Origin of the sequence: Pontibacter ruber, from assembly GCF_023630205.1 — a bacterium.
GTDB lineage: Bacteria > Bacteroidota > Bacteroidia > Cytophagales > Hymenobacteraceae > Pontibacter > Pontibacter ruber.
The window spans coordinates 590,705-605,684 of record NZ_JALPRR010000001.1 but is presented as its reverse complement, the minus strand read 5'-3'; the positions used below and the strand labels follow the sequence as shown (position 1 = coordinate 605,684).

The 14,980-nt window shown below is 47.5% G+C and carries 15 protein-coding genes; 3 read left to right on the top strand and 12 right to left on the bottom strand.

Annotation, left to right across the window (positions count from 1 at the left end):
• Positions 1–46: 46 nt before the first annotated feature.
• The 5 genes from rpsB to MJ611_RS02520 form a co-directional block, all read right to left on the bottom strand.
• Positions 47–814, bottom strand: a complete 768-nt coding sequence (rpsB, locus tag MJ611_RS02540) for a 30S ribosomal protein S2 (RefSeq protein WP_250427818.1) — start codon at positions 812–814, stop codon at positions 47–49.
• 21 nt (positions 815–835) lie between these two features.
• Positions 836–1,222 carry a 30S ribosomal protein S9 gene (gene rpsI, locus MJ611_RS02535; RefSeq protein WP_250427817.1) on the bottom strand — a complete coding sequence of 129 codons (387 nt, stop codon included), beginning with the start codon at positions 1,220–1,222 and terminating at the stop codon, positions 836–838.
• A gap of 6 nt (positions 1,223–1,228) precedes the next feature.
• Positions 1,229–1,678 carry a 50S ribosomal protein L13 gene (rplM, locus tag MJ611_RS02530; RefSeq protein ID WP_250427816.1) on the bottom strand — a complete coding sequence of 150 codons (450 nt, stop codon included), beginning with the start codon at positions 1,676–1,678 and terminating at the stop codon, positions 1,229–1,231.
• 216 nt (positions 1,679–1,894) lie between these two features.
• Entirely contained in the window at positions 1,895–4,192 is a 2,298-nt protein-coding gene (locus MJ611_RS02525) for a M56 family metallopeptidase (RefSeq protein ID WP_250427815.1), read from the bottom strand.
• A gap of 1 nt (position 4,193) precedes the next feature.
• Entirely contained in the window at positions 4,194–4,559 is a 366-nt protein-coding gene (locus MJ611_RS02520; protein ID WP_250427814.1) for a BlaI/MecI/CopY family transcriptional regulator, read from the bottom strand.
• 187 nt (positions 4,560–4,746) lie between these two features.
• On the opposite strand from MJ611_RS02520, the gene MJ611_RS02515 reads away from it, so the two are divergent.
• The gene (locus MJ611_RS02515) at positions 4,747–5,727 is read left to right on the top strand and encodes an NAD(P)H-quinone oxidoreductase (protein ID WP_250427813.1); all 981 of its coding nucleotides are present in this window, start codon (positions 4,747–4,749) and stop codon (positions 5,725–5,727) included.
• Between the two features lie 350 nt (positions 5,728–6,077).
• Here MJ611_RS02515 and MJ611_RS02510 read toward each other — a convergent pair whose 3' ends face one another.
• The 5 genes from MJ611_RS02510 to recA form a co-directional block, all read right to left on the bottom strand.
• Positions 6,078–6,788, bottom strand: coding sequence for an RluA family pseudouridine synthase (locus MJ611_RS02510; RefSeq protein WP_250427812.1), 711 nt, complete (start codon positions 6,786–6,788; stop codon positions 6,078–6,080).
• Between the two features lie 391 nt (positions 6,789–7,179).
• Entirely contained in the window at positions 7,180–8,214 is a 1,035-nt protein-coding gene (locus MJ611_RS02505) for a sensor histidine kinase (protein ID WP_250427811.1), read from the bottom strand.
• 3 nt (positions 8,215–8,217) lie between these two features.
• Positions 8,218–8,907 (bottom strand): response regulator transcription factor, encoded by a 690-nt coding sequence (locus tag MJ611_RS02500; RefSeq protein ID WP_250427810.1) that lies wholly within the window; start codon positions 8,905–8,907, stop codon positions 8,218–8,220.
• A gap of 238 nt (positions 8,908–9,145) precedes the next feature.
• Positions 9,146–9,955, bottom strand: a complete 810-nt coding sequence (locus MJ611_RS02495; protein ID WP_250427809.1) for a DUF3108 domain-containing protein — start codon at positions 9,953–9,955, stop codon at positions 9,146–9,148.
• Between the two features lie 173 nt (positions 9,956–10,128).
• Complete coding sequence (recA, locus tag MJ611_RS02490; RefSeq protein ID WP_250427808.1) at positions 10,129–11,169, bottom strand: recombinase RecA; 1,041 nt, start codon at positions 11,167–11,169, stop codon at positions 10,129–10,131.
• 242 nt (positions 11,170–11,411) lie between these two features.
• On the opposite strand from recA, the gene MJ611_RS02485 reads away from it, so the two are divergent.
• Positions 11,412–12,482: a hypothetical protein gene (locus MJ611_RS02485; protein WP_250427807.1), complete on the top strand. Its 1,071-nt coding sequence runs from the start codon at positions 11,412–11,414 to the stop codon at positions 12,480–12,482.
• Between the two features lie 67 nt (positions 12,483–12,549).
• On the opposite strand, the gene MJ611_RS02480 is transcribed toward MJ611_RS02485, so the two are convergent.
• Complete coding sequence (locus MJ611_RS02480) at positions 12,550–13,251, bottom strand: GNAT family N-acetyltransferase (protein WP_250427806.1); 702 nt, start codon at positions 13,249–13,251, stop codon at positions 12,550–12,552.
• A gap of 104 nt (positions 13,252–13,355) precedes the next feature.
• On the opposite strand from MJ611_RS02480, the gene MJ611_RS02475 reads away from it, so the two are divergent.
• A complete protein-coding gene (locus MJ611_RS02475; RefSeq protein WP_317233129.1) occupies positions 13,356–14,228 on the top strand; it encodes an SDR family NAD(P)-dependent oxidoreductase in 873 nt (290 codons plus the stop codon).
• Positions 14,229–14,390: 162 nt separating this feature from the next.
• On the opposite strand, the gene MJ611_RS02470 is transcribed toward MJ611_RS02475, so the two are convergent.
• Positions 14,391–14,825, bottom strand: a complete 435-nt coding sequence (locus MJ611_RS02470) for a hypothetical protein (protein WP_250427805.1) — start codon at positions 14,823–14,825, stop codon at positions 14,391–14,393.
• Positions 14,826–14,980 lie beyond the last annotated feature (155 nt).

Sequence of the window (14,980 nt, the reverse complement as noted above, 5' to 3'; positions counted from 1 at the left end):
AAGCGCCCAATGTTCAGTTTATTGTTATGGCAATATGAACAATTGACTATTGCTCGTCTGCTTCTTGCTTAGCCTTGATGCCTTCTTCTTCAGAACGCTTACGCTCAGTTTCTTCTTTGTCCACTTTGCGCTCAGACAGACCTTCTTCAATAGCCTTACCGATGATAGAAACGATAAGAGCGATTGACTTGGAAGCGTCGTCGTTCGCAGGGATTGGGAAGTCAACCAGGTTCGGGTTAGAGTTTGTATCGCAGATAGCGAAAACAGGCAGGTTCAGCTTCTGAGCTTCTTTAACCGCGATGTGCTCACGCTTCACGTCAACGATGAAAAGCGCTGCAGGCAGTCTTGAAAGGTCAGCGATACCACCCAGTACACGCTCCAGTTTCTCACGCTCACGAGAAAGCATCAGACGCTCACGCTTTGCAATCGCTGCATAAGCAGTGTTGTCTTTTACCATCTTGTCGATAGTAGACATTTTCTTCAAAGACTTACGCACAGTAGCGAAGTTAGTCAGCATACCGCCTAACCAACGATCGGTAACGTAAGGCATTTTAAGACGCTTCGCCTCTTCCGCAACGATGTCCTGAGCTTGCTTTTTAGTAGCTACGAACATGATCTTACGGCCAGACTTGGCGATGTTCTTGATAGCTGAAGTAGCTTCATCAAGCGCAACCAGCGTCTTGTTCAGGTCAATGATGTGGATACCGTTCTTCTCCATGAAGATGTACGGAGCCATTTTCGGGTCCCACTTTCTGGTAAGGTGTCCAAAGTGTACACCAGCTTCCAGTAATTCTTTATAATTAGTACTTGCCATGTTGTTGATACACCTTTAATATTAACGTTTGCTGAACTGGAATGAACGACGCGCTTTACGCTTACCGAACTTCTTACGCTCCACCATACGTGGGTCACGTGTGATGAAACCTTCTTTTCTCAGAAGTGTTTTTGTCTCGGCGTTCTCAACTACCAGTGCTTTAGAGATAGCAAGTCTAAGTGCTTCAGCCTGGCCGCTTACACCACCACCTTTTAGATTAGCAGTCACATCGTACTTGCCAATTGCGTCCAAGGTTTTAAACGGCTGATTTACTATAGTCTGCAGTACTTCGTCAGGGAAGTATGCCTTGATATCTTTACCGTTAATAGTGATATTCCCTTGCCCAGGCGTCATGTACACACGCGCCACCGAGGTTTTTCTTCTACCGGATGTATTGATAATTTCCATTAATAATTAGATGTTGAAGGTTAATTCTTTAGGCTGCTGAGCTGCAAACGGATGCTCGCTTCCTGTAAAAACATGAAGGTTTCTGAACAGCTCGCGACCTAGAGGGCCTTTAGGCAACATGCCACGAACAGCGCGCTCTACAAGCAGTGTAGATGATTTTGCCTTTAGCTCACGTGGAGAAGTTTTCTTCTGACCACCTGGGTAACCCGTGTGTGTCAGGTAGTACTTCTGGTCCCACTTACGGCCAGAGAAACGCACGTTATCAGAGTTGATAACAATCACGTTGTCGCCGCAGTCAGCATTTGGCGTGTATGAAGGCTTGTGCTTGCCTTTCAGGATCTTGGCGATTTCAGACGCCACGCGACCCAAGTTTCCTTGCCCTGCATCAACAATCACCCAGCTTTTGTTAGCTGTTTTCTTGTTGACCGTAAGGGTCTTATAACTTAAATGATCCATTTTTGGTGGTTGTAAGCGATTTATTTAATGAACAATTGTTTTCTTCGGTTCTCGAAAAATGGTCACAAAGATAGAAATACTTTATTTGATATGCAATACTTGACTTAGAAATATGCTGTGTAACAGGAATGTAGCTCAACAATAAAGAGGTATAGTTAAAAGAACAGCCCCTAAAGTATAGCTGATACCTTAGGGGCTGTGTCATAAGTTGTTTGATTAATTCTTCTTGATCATGACAGGCGGCGGTGGAGGCAATACAGTTGGAAACTTGCCATACTTGCCTTCTGCGATAGCCATACTTTGGCTGTTGTTTAACTCATAGCGTTCTGTGCCTCCAGACTTCATAAACAGAACAATTACCTCAGACTTTGTCTGCTTATTCATTGTCCAGCCCACTTTTTTTACAGAAGGGTTCTTCTTCAGGAAATTTGTATAATCCACAGGCAAATTGCTTCTGTCTTTGTAGTAGTCTATTTCTTCCGGTATAAAGATCTCATCATTCTCTTGCGGGCCTTTTTTAACTTGCGCATCAAATTCTTCTTGTGTCATAACTCTTGCCGGCGGAGGCGAAGAAGGAAGCTGGCCATACTTTTTCTCGGCCGCAGCCCGGCTCCTTTTGTCATTAAGGTTATACACCTCTTCCTCTGATTCAAGCCTGATCCTGATCTCATTGGCAGCTATCCATTCAATTTTTCTTACCTGCGGGTTGCGTGCATAGAAAGCTTTGTACTCATCTGATAGCTGAATAGCTCCCTGACCATTCGGCTGAGGGGCAGTTAGTTTCTTGTTAAACTTCAGTACTTCCGGTGTGTCTTTGTTTTTCTTGGTCGTGATCGAAATAACGCCCTTCTCTGCTTTATCTCCGAAAGCCTTTTTTGCACCTTCTCCTTTGAGTACGTTCACGCTGTGGATTTCTTTCGGATCCAGCTTTTTAGCGGCTTCAGCTGTTACTTCCTTCCCGTCAATGTAATACACAGCCGAATCCGGTAGGCTTGTCTTTGCTTCAGTTTTATTCTGAACTGGCGGAGGCGGAAGCTCAGGAGACTCTGGAACTACAGGCAGGTCACCGTATTTCTTTTTGTATGTGCTTATGCTTTCCCGATCATTATAATTATATCGCTCCATTTCTCCGTTTTTCAGTTTGATCACAAAACCGGTTATTTTCTGCTCTGCGCCCATTTTATCTGTGCTCAACCAAGCCAGGCCGGTCACATTTGGGTTTCGTTCATAAAATGCCTTGTTAAGCGATCGGCTATGATCTACTACTGGCGGTGGTGGCAGTTGCTCTTTTGCAGGTACTGGCGGTGGTGGGGCTGGCAGATTTGGTAACTGGCCATACTTAGCTTCCAGTGCCGGTATACGCTGGTTCTGGTCAAAATCATACGTCTCCACTTTGCCGTTCTTCAGTAAGATCACTACAGATTTTAAGTTGAAATTAATCCTGTCTTCGAACTTCCAGCCAAGCTTTCTAATAGCTGGGTTGCGCTTCAGAAATGCTTTATAGTCTGCAGGCAGGTTGTTTTTGTAGTATGGCTCGTCTTCTATACTAAAAATGTATGCCTTACTATCATCTGCTTGAACATTAACTGGCGTACTTGTAGCGGAGGCTGAGGAAAACTTATCCTCGGTTACCAAACCACTTCCCTGTGTAGCGCTCCGGAAAGCAAGCAGCAATATAGCAGCGAGCGGCACAGCAATCAGCAACCTGAGTTTACTGGCCTTATGGGTAGGCTTTTTATTCATCATGGCAATTCTTCGTTTAAGTGATGGAAAATTAAACTGATTGGCAATCTGAGGTTGTGTGGCGCCTACAACTTTCAGTAAGAGGTATTGGTAAGCTACTCGATCGACGCCAGCATTTACAACATGCTGGTCGGCTATAAATTCAAGGTTTTCTTTTACAGCTTTTTTCATGAGCCAAGCGCCCGGGTTAAACCAGTAAAACACCGTACTAAGCTCAGTCAGCAACACGTCCAGCGTATGCCAGCCGCGCACATGCACCTGCTCATGCCGAAGTATGGACTCAAGCTCCGAAGCTTTGTGCTGGTCCGGGGCCAGGTAAATGGTCTGCCAGAAAGAGAACGCTTCGCTTACACCTTGCACTTTCCTGAACGCAACGCCGTGGTGTTTGGCAGGCAATGAGGCACGATGAATCTGGTAAAGCGATACGAACTGCAGCAGCAGCCGGGCAGCCATCACAGCAGCACCTACCCAGAAGAGAAGCACCGGAATCTGCCAGTAGTCAAAAGCCGGGGCCTGCTCCGGTATTGGGGGCGTGGCATTCCAGGCAGTTATAGGAATGGCGTACGTTTGGATGGCCGCCAGTTCCTGGTGCTGGTTAAACAATTCTGAAAGGTCGAAGAGCGGGTATAAGGTTGAGAATACAATGCCGAATACCAGAAACACACGGTTTAAAGTATAAAATGTGAGCTTGCGCAGCACCAGGTGGTAAGCCAGGCAGAACAGCACCAGGGCTACGTTCACTTTGAGCAGGTATAGGATCAGCGCCGGCATGTTATTCAGACTTTTTGTTTTCGATCATGTCGATGATTTCTTTCAGCTCTTCGGCGCTTATCTGCTTTTCTTTCGCGAAAAAAGCCACCAACTCTTTGTAGGAGTTCTTAAAGTAATCGCCTACAAAGCCTTTCATGAACCGTTTCTTATAATCTTCTTCCTTGATCAGGGGAGTATAAAGGTAAGTGTTTCCCAGCCGCTCGCTTTGCAGGTAACCTTTCTTCTCCAGGTTCTTAACAGTAGAAGCCAGCGTGGTGTAAGGTGGCTTTGGCTCGTCAAGCTTCTCCAGGAAATCTTTGATAAAGCCGCCATCTAGTGCCCATGCTACCTGCATGGCTTCTTCCTCTTGTTGCGTTAGCTTTTCCATAGTTCTACGATGTTTTCGTATAGTTACGAAATATTCGTAGAAGAGTCAATGTTTTGGAATATTATTTTATAAATATTTTATTGTTGTAGTTGAATACTGCCTTTGGAGGCAGCAGAGGAGGCTTTTAGGATCGTAAATATCTTTCTCTGTTTAACTTGCGTCTAGAGTTTAAACTAACACCTACTTCATGAAAGCTATACTTGTAAATCAACCCGGTGGCCCTGAGCAGCTTATACTTAGCGAGTATGAACAGCCGGTGCCAAAGCCACATGAGTTGCTGGTACGCGTACATGCCACTGCCCTGAACCGTGCTGACTTGTTGCAACGCCAGGGGAAGTATCCGCCACCAGCAGGTGCCAGTCCGTTGCTGGGCCTGGAAATAGCCGGTGAGATAGCCGCTGCAGGGGCCGCTTGTACAAAGTATAAAGTAGGAGATAAGGTATTTGGGCTGCTGTCGGGAGGAGGCTATGCCGAATATGCCGTGATAGACGAAGCCATGGCCATGCCTGTGCCGGAGAACCTAAGTATGGACGAGGCCGCTGCTATACCGGAGGTGTTCCTGACGGCTTACCAGGCGCTTGTGTGGCTGGGCAACCTGCAGGCCGACGAGCGTGTGCTTGTGCATGCCGGAGCAAGCGGCGTGGGTACAGCTGCCATCCAACTTGCCAGGGAAATAGGAGCCGAAGTATACGTTACTGCCTCTGCTGCCAAGCACGACACCTGTCTGGCGCTAGGAGCAACAAGAGCCATTGATTACAAAGCTGCCTCCTTTAAAGAAGAAATTCTGGAGCACACTCATCAGCAGGGGGTAGACCTGATCATCGACTTTATTTCCGGGCCATACTTTGCCGACAACATCGATTGCCTGCGGTTAGACGGACGCCTGGTGCTGCTGGCCTCGTTGGGAGGAGGTAAGGTGGAGTACTTTGATCTGCGCAAGATCCTGATAAAGCGCCTGCAGGTGATGGGATCTACCTTGCGTTCCCGCTCCCGCGATTACCAGGTGCGGTTAACCCAAGACCTGAGTGCCTTTGCGCTGGAGCGTTTCCGGTCAGGCAGGTTAAAACCCATTATCGACTCTGTGCTCGACTGGCAGGATGTAGCCGAAGCGCACTATTATATGGAAGCTAACAAGAACACCGGCAAAATTGTACTGCGGGTAGTATAAGGTTTCTGACAAAGCATTTTGTGACAAAAGACAAAGGAGGGGAGGTCATTTACTTCCCTCCTTTTTGTCATCCTGAAAGGATCTTGTGGGCCTGTGGCGAAAGCTTAAACTCTGGGCTCTTTGCTCTTTCGGACTTGGGCGTCCGAAAGAGCAGCTTTTTATTGAAGTATAATTTGTTGGTGAGAATACTAACAACGGCTTAAAAAGGCTTGAAAAAGGACAAAGGAGAGAAGTAGAAGTATAAACTTCGTAACAATAGGCAGCCTGGTATCTAACCAAAACGACAAAGGACAAAAGAACCAGCCGAAACCGCTTCTTTTGTCCTTCGTCACAAATTCTTTTGTCAAAAACTAGTAAGCCCGCAGCTGCTTAACCAGTACTGCAAAGTCTTTTGGGTAAGGCGCCTCGATCTTCACCTTTTCCCCGTTCAGCAGCGTGAAGCCTATCGTATAAGAATGCAGCGCAAAACGCTTGATCAGGGGCTGCTCTTCTGTTTGCTGTTTCAGGTTAAATTTACGTTTCAGGCTGCTCAGGTAAAGTTGCTCACCACCGTACAGCTCATCGCCAACGATCGGAGCCTTCAGGTAGGCCAGGTGCACGCGTATCTGGTGCAGGCGGCCGGTTACGGGCATACACTCTACCAAGGTATGGCGACTGAAGTTCTCGAGCGTGGTGAAGTATGTTTCGGCTGGCTTGCCCTGTGGCGTAAGCTTTGCAACGCCTTTTGCATTAGGTAGGATGGCGCGGTTTACCAGCTCATCCTCGAACTTATGTGTGCCCCACACCACAGCATGGTATACTTTGTATACTTCGCGGTGCTCGAACTGCATGGCGAGGTTACGGTAAGCTTCCGGGTTCTTGGCAAATACAAGGCAGCCGGAGGTGTCTTTATCCAGGCGGTGGCAAGCCTGCAGGTCTGGGTTGTACTGGCGCGCGATCTTCAGCAGGTTTGTAGAGTTGGGCGTGCGGTCCTCCAGCGTAGCCAGGAACGGCGGCTTGTTCACTACAATGTAATCTTCGTTCTCGAATATGATCAGGTCTTTAAAAACCGGGTATTTCATGGGTGTTATACTTTGTTCAGGTACGGCTATACTTTGTGCCGCGCATCCTGCAAAGATACAGATTTTAATTGTTGATTGTCAGTTGTTGATTGTTGAAGAACTGTTCAGATACCTGTTTGCCATTTCAAGTGGAGAGAGAATTCTCTAGAGGCCTGTTTATACTTGGTCGAAGGTGAAATGGCAGATAAAGTAAACATCCTGATAGTAATTAGCCTTTATTCGCCCTTATTGGTGTTCTCACCAACAAGTTATACTGCAGCGGCCTAAGTGCTTGCTGGTGAGAACACGCAGTAAGGGCGGCAGCTACATCAGGTCAAAAGACTCTATTGTTCATCACACTAAACTGTGTAGCAGATTAACAATTCAACAATCAACAATTTAGCAACCAACCCTACTTCTCTTTCGATAGTTTGAAGCGCAGCGTAGTGCCCTTCCCAACCTCGCTTTTTACAGCAATAACAGAGCGGTGAGCTTCCACAATGTGCTTGGAGATAGCCAGACCAAGACCGGAGCCGCCCTTATCACGTGACCGGCTTTTGTCGATGCGGTAAAAGCGTTCAAAAATGCGGTTGATGTGTTCTTCCCCAATGCCTTTGCCATCATCTTTTACCGTGATGGTATACTTCTTCCGGCCCTCTTCGAAGGATGCCCAGATATTGCCCCCCCTGCGGCCATACTTGATGGCGTTGTCTACGAGGTTAATGAACACCTGGCGTATGCGGTTAGGGTCTGCGTAGAGCATAATCTTTTCGCCCGGTTTTACTTCCAGGTGCAGCGAAATATTGCGGTCAGCAGCCTTTAATTCCAGTTGCTCAAATACCTCCCGCATCAGCTTTGCTGCATCAAAGTTTTGCTTCTCCATCTTCACCACCCCTTTCTCGAACTGTGATATGCTGATCAGGTCCTGTACAAGGGTATCCAGCCCGTCGAGGCTGTTGGCGGCTTTCAGGAGAAATTTGTCACGAACATTCGGGTCGTCCATAGCACCATCCAGCAAAGTATGGATAAACCCCTGGGCCGCGAAGATAGGTGTTTTCAGCTCATGCGACACATCGGCCAGAAACTCGCGCCGCATCACCTGCAGATGCCGGAGCTCGTCGATCTCCTGCTGCTTTTTCTGTGCTATCTGGTAAATGTCTTCTTTGATCTTGGTAAGTGGGTCGGAGTTGAAGAGCGAGCGGCTTTCTACTTTTTTATACTCCTGCCTTTTTATTTTCTCGATGCTGGAGTACACGTTCTTCACCTCACGGAAAACAAGCGCCTCATAAGAGAAATAGACAAGCATAAAGCAGCTGATAAACACCACCACCAGCGCTATCACAAGGCCTTGGGAAGAGAAATAGCTGGCTAAAGCAAGAAAGGCGGTCAGCACTACTGCCACCGCCAGAGAGGTTAAAAGAGCAAGCGTACGTGAATTCAGGTTCATGTTTTAGTCGGTGTTGAACTTGTAGCCGACACCTTTTATCGTTTTGATATTGTCTTCTCCGATCTTCTCGCGCACTTTCCGGATGTGCACGTCAACGGTTCGGGCTATTACATACACATCACTGCCCCACACATTGTTCAGTAACTCCTCGCGGCTGAACACTTTGTTTGGCGTAGCAGCCAGGAAGGCCAGCAGCTCGAATTCCTTTTTAGGAAGCGTTATCTTGTCCTCGCCTTTATACACGGCAAAGCTGGTGCGATCGATGCGCAGGCCGCCAATATCTATTATTTTTTCTTCTGCTTCCTGCTGCGAATCACGACGCGCAAAGGCAGCCAGTCGGCTCAAAAGAGCCCGTGGTTTGATCGGTTTCGTAATGAAATCATCCGCGCCTGCATCAAAAGCGGCCACCTCTGAGAACTCTTCAGAACGTGCAGTCAGGAAGATGATGTGTGTAGAGCGGAACTCGTTCATTTCACGGAGCTGTCTGCAGGCTGCAATGCCATCCAGCACCGGCATCATCACGTCCATCAGAATCACGTTGGGCTTAAATGCCTGCGCTACTTCAATTGCTTTTTTTCCGTTTTCGGCCTGTGCTACTTCATAGCCTTCGCGTGTCAGGTTATAGTGCAGTAGCTCCACGATATCCGGATCGTCGTCTACTACCAGTATTCTGTAGTTTGATGCAGTTTGCACAGTATGTTGGGTTTAGGTTGCTGGTAGAAGAACAGTTGAAAGTTGCCGCTGGTTATACTTCAGGTATTTAAAGCCAGGTTTATACAGTCTCTGGTATTCTTTCGGTAACCTCTGTTCTCTTTAACAAAGATACTATAGTTTAAGCTACAGTACTTTAGCTTTATCAAATCATAATATTTTCTTAACACAGCCAAGACCCGTCCTAAACAACAAAGCCAGCGTTTCGGCTGGCTTTGTTTTATTTTTTAGCAAGGTATACTTTATGTTTCAGGTTCTTGTATTCATAAAGGTCTACTTTTACAGAGCCAACAAACATCTCGGCCTGTACCAGCACGGGTATCTTGTTCTTATCATCCGATAGGTATACTGAAACCGCGTTTTCACCATCAAAAAGCTTGTTCTTAGGCATTACCGGCACTAATTTGATGGCTTTGATATTACCAACCTTGGTGCTCACCGTTTCGCGACCCTTAAAAATAACCACCATGTCAAACGTTTCTTCATCAAAAAAGCCTTTCACGTTCAGTTTATCGCCAGGCTTTAGCTTGTCGTAGTTGATGGTGCGCAGGTAATAAAAGCCGCTTACAATGTCCTGCGCATTGTTTGGTATTTTATGCGTAGATGTTTCCTTCGGCTTAGATTTTTTCTTTTTCTCTACAAGAGCGGTGTTGTTGTAATGGTTAAAGTCAACGGTTTCGCGCTTGCGGTAATTGCCTTCCTCTATGTTGCGGAACGAGCGGTGTGGTACGATAGCGGCCGTATCGATGTATGATTGCCAGGTATCCCGGATCTTGATAAAAAGATCGAAGGAGCTGGTGGTTTTACCGTACACGGTAGCTTTGTAGCAGGCCCTCTCGTTTATGCGGTGCAGCCCTGGTGAGATGTCGATCACCGCTTCTGCTGCATTGATAGGTCCGTAGTGTACTTTATACTTCAGTATTTCGCCGGTAGAGAAGCTCTCGTTCGGTACGCTGCGCATAGTATCTTTGGCCACAAAGCCCGAGATGACTAGCAGGAGTAGGAGTATGGCTGGGAAAAGCTTTTTCATTCGTCTTTCGCATTAAAGTTGCAGTCTTCTTTCGTTACAATCAACTTTTATACCAACTGCCGGGCTATTGCTCAATTTAGGCAGAGATTGGCAGCTATTCAACATTTTATAAAGCAAAAAGGTGCTATATAGCTATAGCACCTTTTTATTTACTTTAAGTTCGAAAATAAAGTTCACTCGCCTGAAGTGTCCTCAAGGGCGGCTGCTACCTTCTCAGGCTCGCCTTTCACGATTGCTCTGATCTTGCCCTCGATCTCTTCCATCAGTTCCGGGTTGTCCAGCAGGATCTGCTTCACGCCATCGCGGCCCTGACCCAGCTTGTTGCCGTTGTAAGAGAACCAGGAACCAGACTTCTGCACGATTTCCAGCTCTACACCCAGGTCCAGTACCTCACCTACTTTAGAGATACCTTCGCCGTACATGATGTCAAACTCAACTACCTTGAACGGAGGTGCTACCTTGTTCTTCACTACTTTAACACGGGTGCGGTTACCTGTAATATTATCAGCACCCTCTTTTATCTGGCCGATACGACGGATGTCCAGACGCACAGAGGCATAGAATTTCAGTGCATTACCACCAGTGGTTGTTTCAGGGTTACCGAACATCACACCAATCTTCTCACGCAGCTGGTTGATGAAGATACAGCAGCAACCGGTCTTGTTGATGGTACCGGTCAGCTTACGCAGTGCCTGCGACATCAAACGTGCCTGCAAACCCATCTTGCTGTCGCCCATGTCGCCTTCCAGTTCGCCTTTTGGCACAAGAGCGGCAACAGAGTCGATCACGATGATATCAATCGCGCCTGAGCGGATCAGGTGATCGGCGATCTCCAGGGCCTGCTCACCGTTGTCAGGCTGCGAGATCAAAAGGTTTTCTGTATCAATTCCGAGTTTCTCGGCGTATGCCTTGTCGAATGCGTGCTCAGCGTCGATAAACGCTGCAAGACCGCCCTGGCGCTGTGCCTCAGCAATAGCATGCATGGTAAGCGTGGTTTTACCGGATGATTCTGGTCCGTAAATCTCGATAACACGGCCACGCGGCAAACCGCCAATACCCAAAGCAATGTCCAGCCCAAGCGATCCGGTCGAGATAGCAGGAACATCCTCTACCTTGTTGTCGCTCAACTTCATTACGGTTCCTTTGCCGTAGGTCTTGTCGAGCTTATCGATGGTCAGCTGCAGGGCCTTAAGTTTTTCGTTGCTTACGCTCATGTGTGTTTAATTAAATAGCTTTATATTAAAGGTGAAATTACTAATTACGGAGCCAATATGCAAACATACGAACAGGTATTTTGCTAATTTTTTTAGTTGTTTAGCGCCGTCTGATTACAACATACTTTACTCTCTTTTTGTGCCATTCCTGACACTTTTTTATGCACTATTTTAGGCTGTTTTTCTTTCTTTTTTTCGTGTTTAACAGCTTGTTAGCGCAAGCGCAGCTCAGCAACAAAGCCTTGCTCCAGCCCCTGCCTGTAAAAGCAGAAAATGCTAATGAGCTTAGAGCGGGGTTGTACGTGCTGGGGTTCTCTAAGAACAACGAGTACTTCAATAAAATTGCAGATGGCTATACTTTATTTGGCTATCATCTCCAGCCGAAGCTGATCTATTTTCCCAGCGCCTCCATCAGAATAGAAGCCGGAGCACTTATCTCGAAAGATTTTGGGAACGACGATTTTCAGGACCTGGAACCAACTTTTACGGCGAAGGTGCAGCGGGAGAACTGGGCCTTGCTGTTCGGCACCTTGCAGGGTAACCTGAACCACGGGTACATCGAGCCGCTCTATGATTTTGAACGTGTGATTACCGACAGGCTGGAGAACGGGCTGCAGTTTCTGCTGAACACGAATCGCCTGGAGATGGATGCCTGGATTGACTGGCAAAAAATGATTTACCCCGGTGATCCTGATCGTGAGGAAGTGGCCGGTGGCGCAAGCGCCGCCCTAAACCTGTGGCGCAAGGAAGGCAAATGGGGCGAGGGCGATATGGTACAACTGTCGCTGCCGCTACAATTCACGGCACAGCACAAAGGAGGGCAGATCGATGCTTCGGAACTTCCGTTGCTAACGGTGGTAAATGCAGCGACAGGTATAGAACTGGAACGCCAGTATCCGTTCAAGGTGCTGCACCGGCTGTACACGAAGAACTATATAGTCGGTTTTAAGGATTTCTCGAACGAGTACCAGTTGGCTTATAAGAGTGGCGGGGGCATTTACCTGAATGCCGGCATCGATACAAAATACCAGGATGTGATGCTCAGTTACTGGCAGGGTGATGGGTATATCTCGGAGCTAGGCGGTAAACTCTACCAATCGGCTTCCACCACTTACAAAGATCCGGATTACGTGCAGGAAGAACGCCGCCTGCTTATCCTGCGTTTTATGGAAGACTTCGAACTGCTTGACAATCTATACCTGACCGTGCGTCTCGAGCCCGTAGTGGACCTGGATAACCCTAAGCTGGAGTTCTCAAATGCCTTTTACCTTACCTTCGACACCGACTTCTTTTTAGCGAAGCCAAAGCGATAGCAGGTTATACTATACTGCCCGTACTATTATTTAATCATTCAAAACTCACCATTCAAAGTTATCAAAGCTAAGCCATGATCTGCGAACTGTCTGCTTTCATGTGCTGCAGCTGTTCGTAGTCTTTGCGAGTGAGGCCATAATAGGTCACATCGAGCAGTTCGCTGGAGTCAGCGCCCCTGTAATCGCTGCGCATGATGCCTTCCTTCACAAAGCCGCAGGCCTGGGCTGCTTCGCCATAGTAGGCATTTGTGTGCATGCACCGCATGTACAGCTTGTTGAGCTTAAGTGTATCAATGCCAAATTTTACAATTGCCATCAGTCCCTCCAGTACATATTCTCTTGACTCGGGCCAGCCGGTAAAGTATAAACCGATCTCTGCTTTAGGTATCTGGTGGTCCAGGTTTTTCAGGGTAATGTCGCCGATGTAGGTGTCATTCTCTTTGAGCCATACGCCAAAGTCGAACATCTTATGATTGTCCCAGGCAGTGCGTAACTGCTGCACCTGTATGCGTGCATCCTCCAGCATGCGCACCCTTGCAAGCCGGCCACTGAAAGCAGGATTCAGTTCAACGGTGTTTTCCTGGATCAGGCGCATAAAATCGTTCTCATCGCCTTCCTGGTAAGGTCTCAGGAGTAAATGTTCTGTTTCCAACCGTTCTTCAAAAGAATCAGACAGGACGCTGTAAAGTGAGCTCATGTTAAATGGTTTAATAATGTAAGTTGCGCTGCTGCGCCAGCGGGTGCTCTGGAACAGAGCTTGGTACTTCATACGCTAACCATGTAAAAACGTGTACTTTATCAGCCATAATAGTCGAAAACAAACCCATCCGGGTATCAGCCGTTAGTACAAAAAGCATTTAATACATTATAACTATGAAAGAAATGGGAAACAGACTGGAGGGTAAAGTTGCGATTGTAACCGGTGGCGGCAGCGGTATAGGCGAAGCTATATGTAAGAAATTTGCCAGCGAAGGCGCCCGCGTTATTGTAGCCGGATTTCCGGAAGATCCGGTAGAGGAGGTATTAAAAGAGATCCAGAAAAATGGCGGCACAGCCATTCACTTTACAGGCGACCTGTCAACGGAAGCAAACGCGAAACGCTGTGTAGATCTGGCGGTGAGCCAATACGGCAAGCTCGATATCCTAATTAACAATGCGGGTGTGTTTCCGGAAGTGAACCTGCTGCAGGATTACTCGGAAGAGGCGTTTGAATACATGCTGAAGAACAACATCAAGACTGCATTCGTGATGTCGAAAGCTGCCTTGCCGGAACTGCACAAGACCAAAGGCAACATCGTGTCGGCAGGCTCAGAGGCTGGTGTGATCGGTATTGCGCAGAACACGCCCTACGGAGGCACGAAAGGATTTATACATGCTTTTATGCGCGGCCTGGCCGTAGAGCAGGCGCAGTTTGGCGTGCGTTGCAACATCGTAGGTCCCGGCCCGATAGACACGGCCTGGACGCACGAGAGCACCGGCCCGATGGACAGCAAAATGGTGAAGACGATGAAACAGGCAACGCCGATGGGCCGCAGAGGCACGCCGGAAGAGGTGGCCAATGTATACCTGTTCCTGGCTTCGGACGAGGCGTCTTATGTGACAGGAGCTACCTACATGGTGGATGGCGGCATCACGTTGGCTAAAGGACCGGTAGGCGAGGAGGCGGACTCAAGTATGAAATCTCAGCCCGCAGGACAGCTAGACCTGGAGCATTCCAAAGAAGGCCATACTTCGATCCGTAAGTAACGGAGCTTACAGTATAACCAGGTACTAAGTATAGATTGCACTTGATATCTACAGAAGTATACTTGCTATACTTTGCATGACGTAGAGGAAACTGTCAGAATACAAAAATGCCAGCGGCTAAAGTAAGCCGCTGGCATTTTCATTATCGTTAAAGTATAAATACTAGTTCTGTTGGTTCAGGAACGGGTACTTAAAGTGTTTCGGGCTATGCAGTTGCTGCTGGGTCATCATCACCTGCAAGGTATGGGCTGTCTCGTTAAAGTATTCCAGTCTTCTTACCAGCATCTCTTTTTGCAGTACCACTCCGGTCGTAGTTCTCATGTAAGCCCGTTTATCTTCCAGCACGCGGTGCATCACCTCCGATACGGCCTCTTCGTTTTGCAGGTACCACTGGTGGAAGTCTTCCAGGCGCTTAGCACCAGGCGTCTCTGAGCGGAAATCCAGACCGTGCAATCGCAGTACGTCTGCCAGCAGGTTTACCTCCAGCGGAATAGAAGTATTGTAAGGCATAGAGCGCACTTCCAGTTTGCTGTTCAGCGCACCAAGTATAGTTGCCAGGTTATCTTTAAAACGGAAGTATAAAGCAGGCGCTTCCATAAGTATCAGGGTGTTGTGGGTTGAAATTCTAAAGCTGCAAAATTACACCAATTTGGATGTATTGCAATTGGTATAATTTTGAATGTGTGAATGAGTGGATGAGTGAATAAGAGGCTGATCTTTAGTTTGGCTGATCAGGCTATACTTTGAGTGGA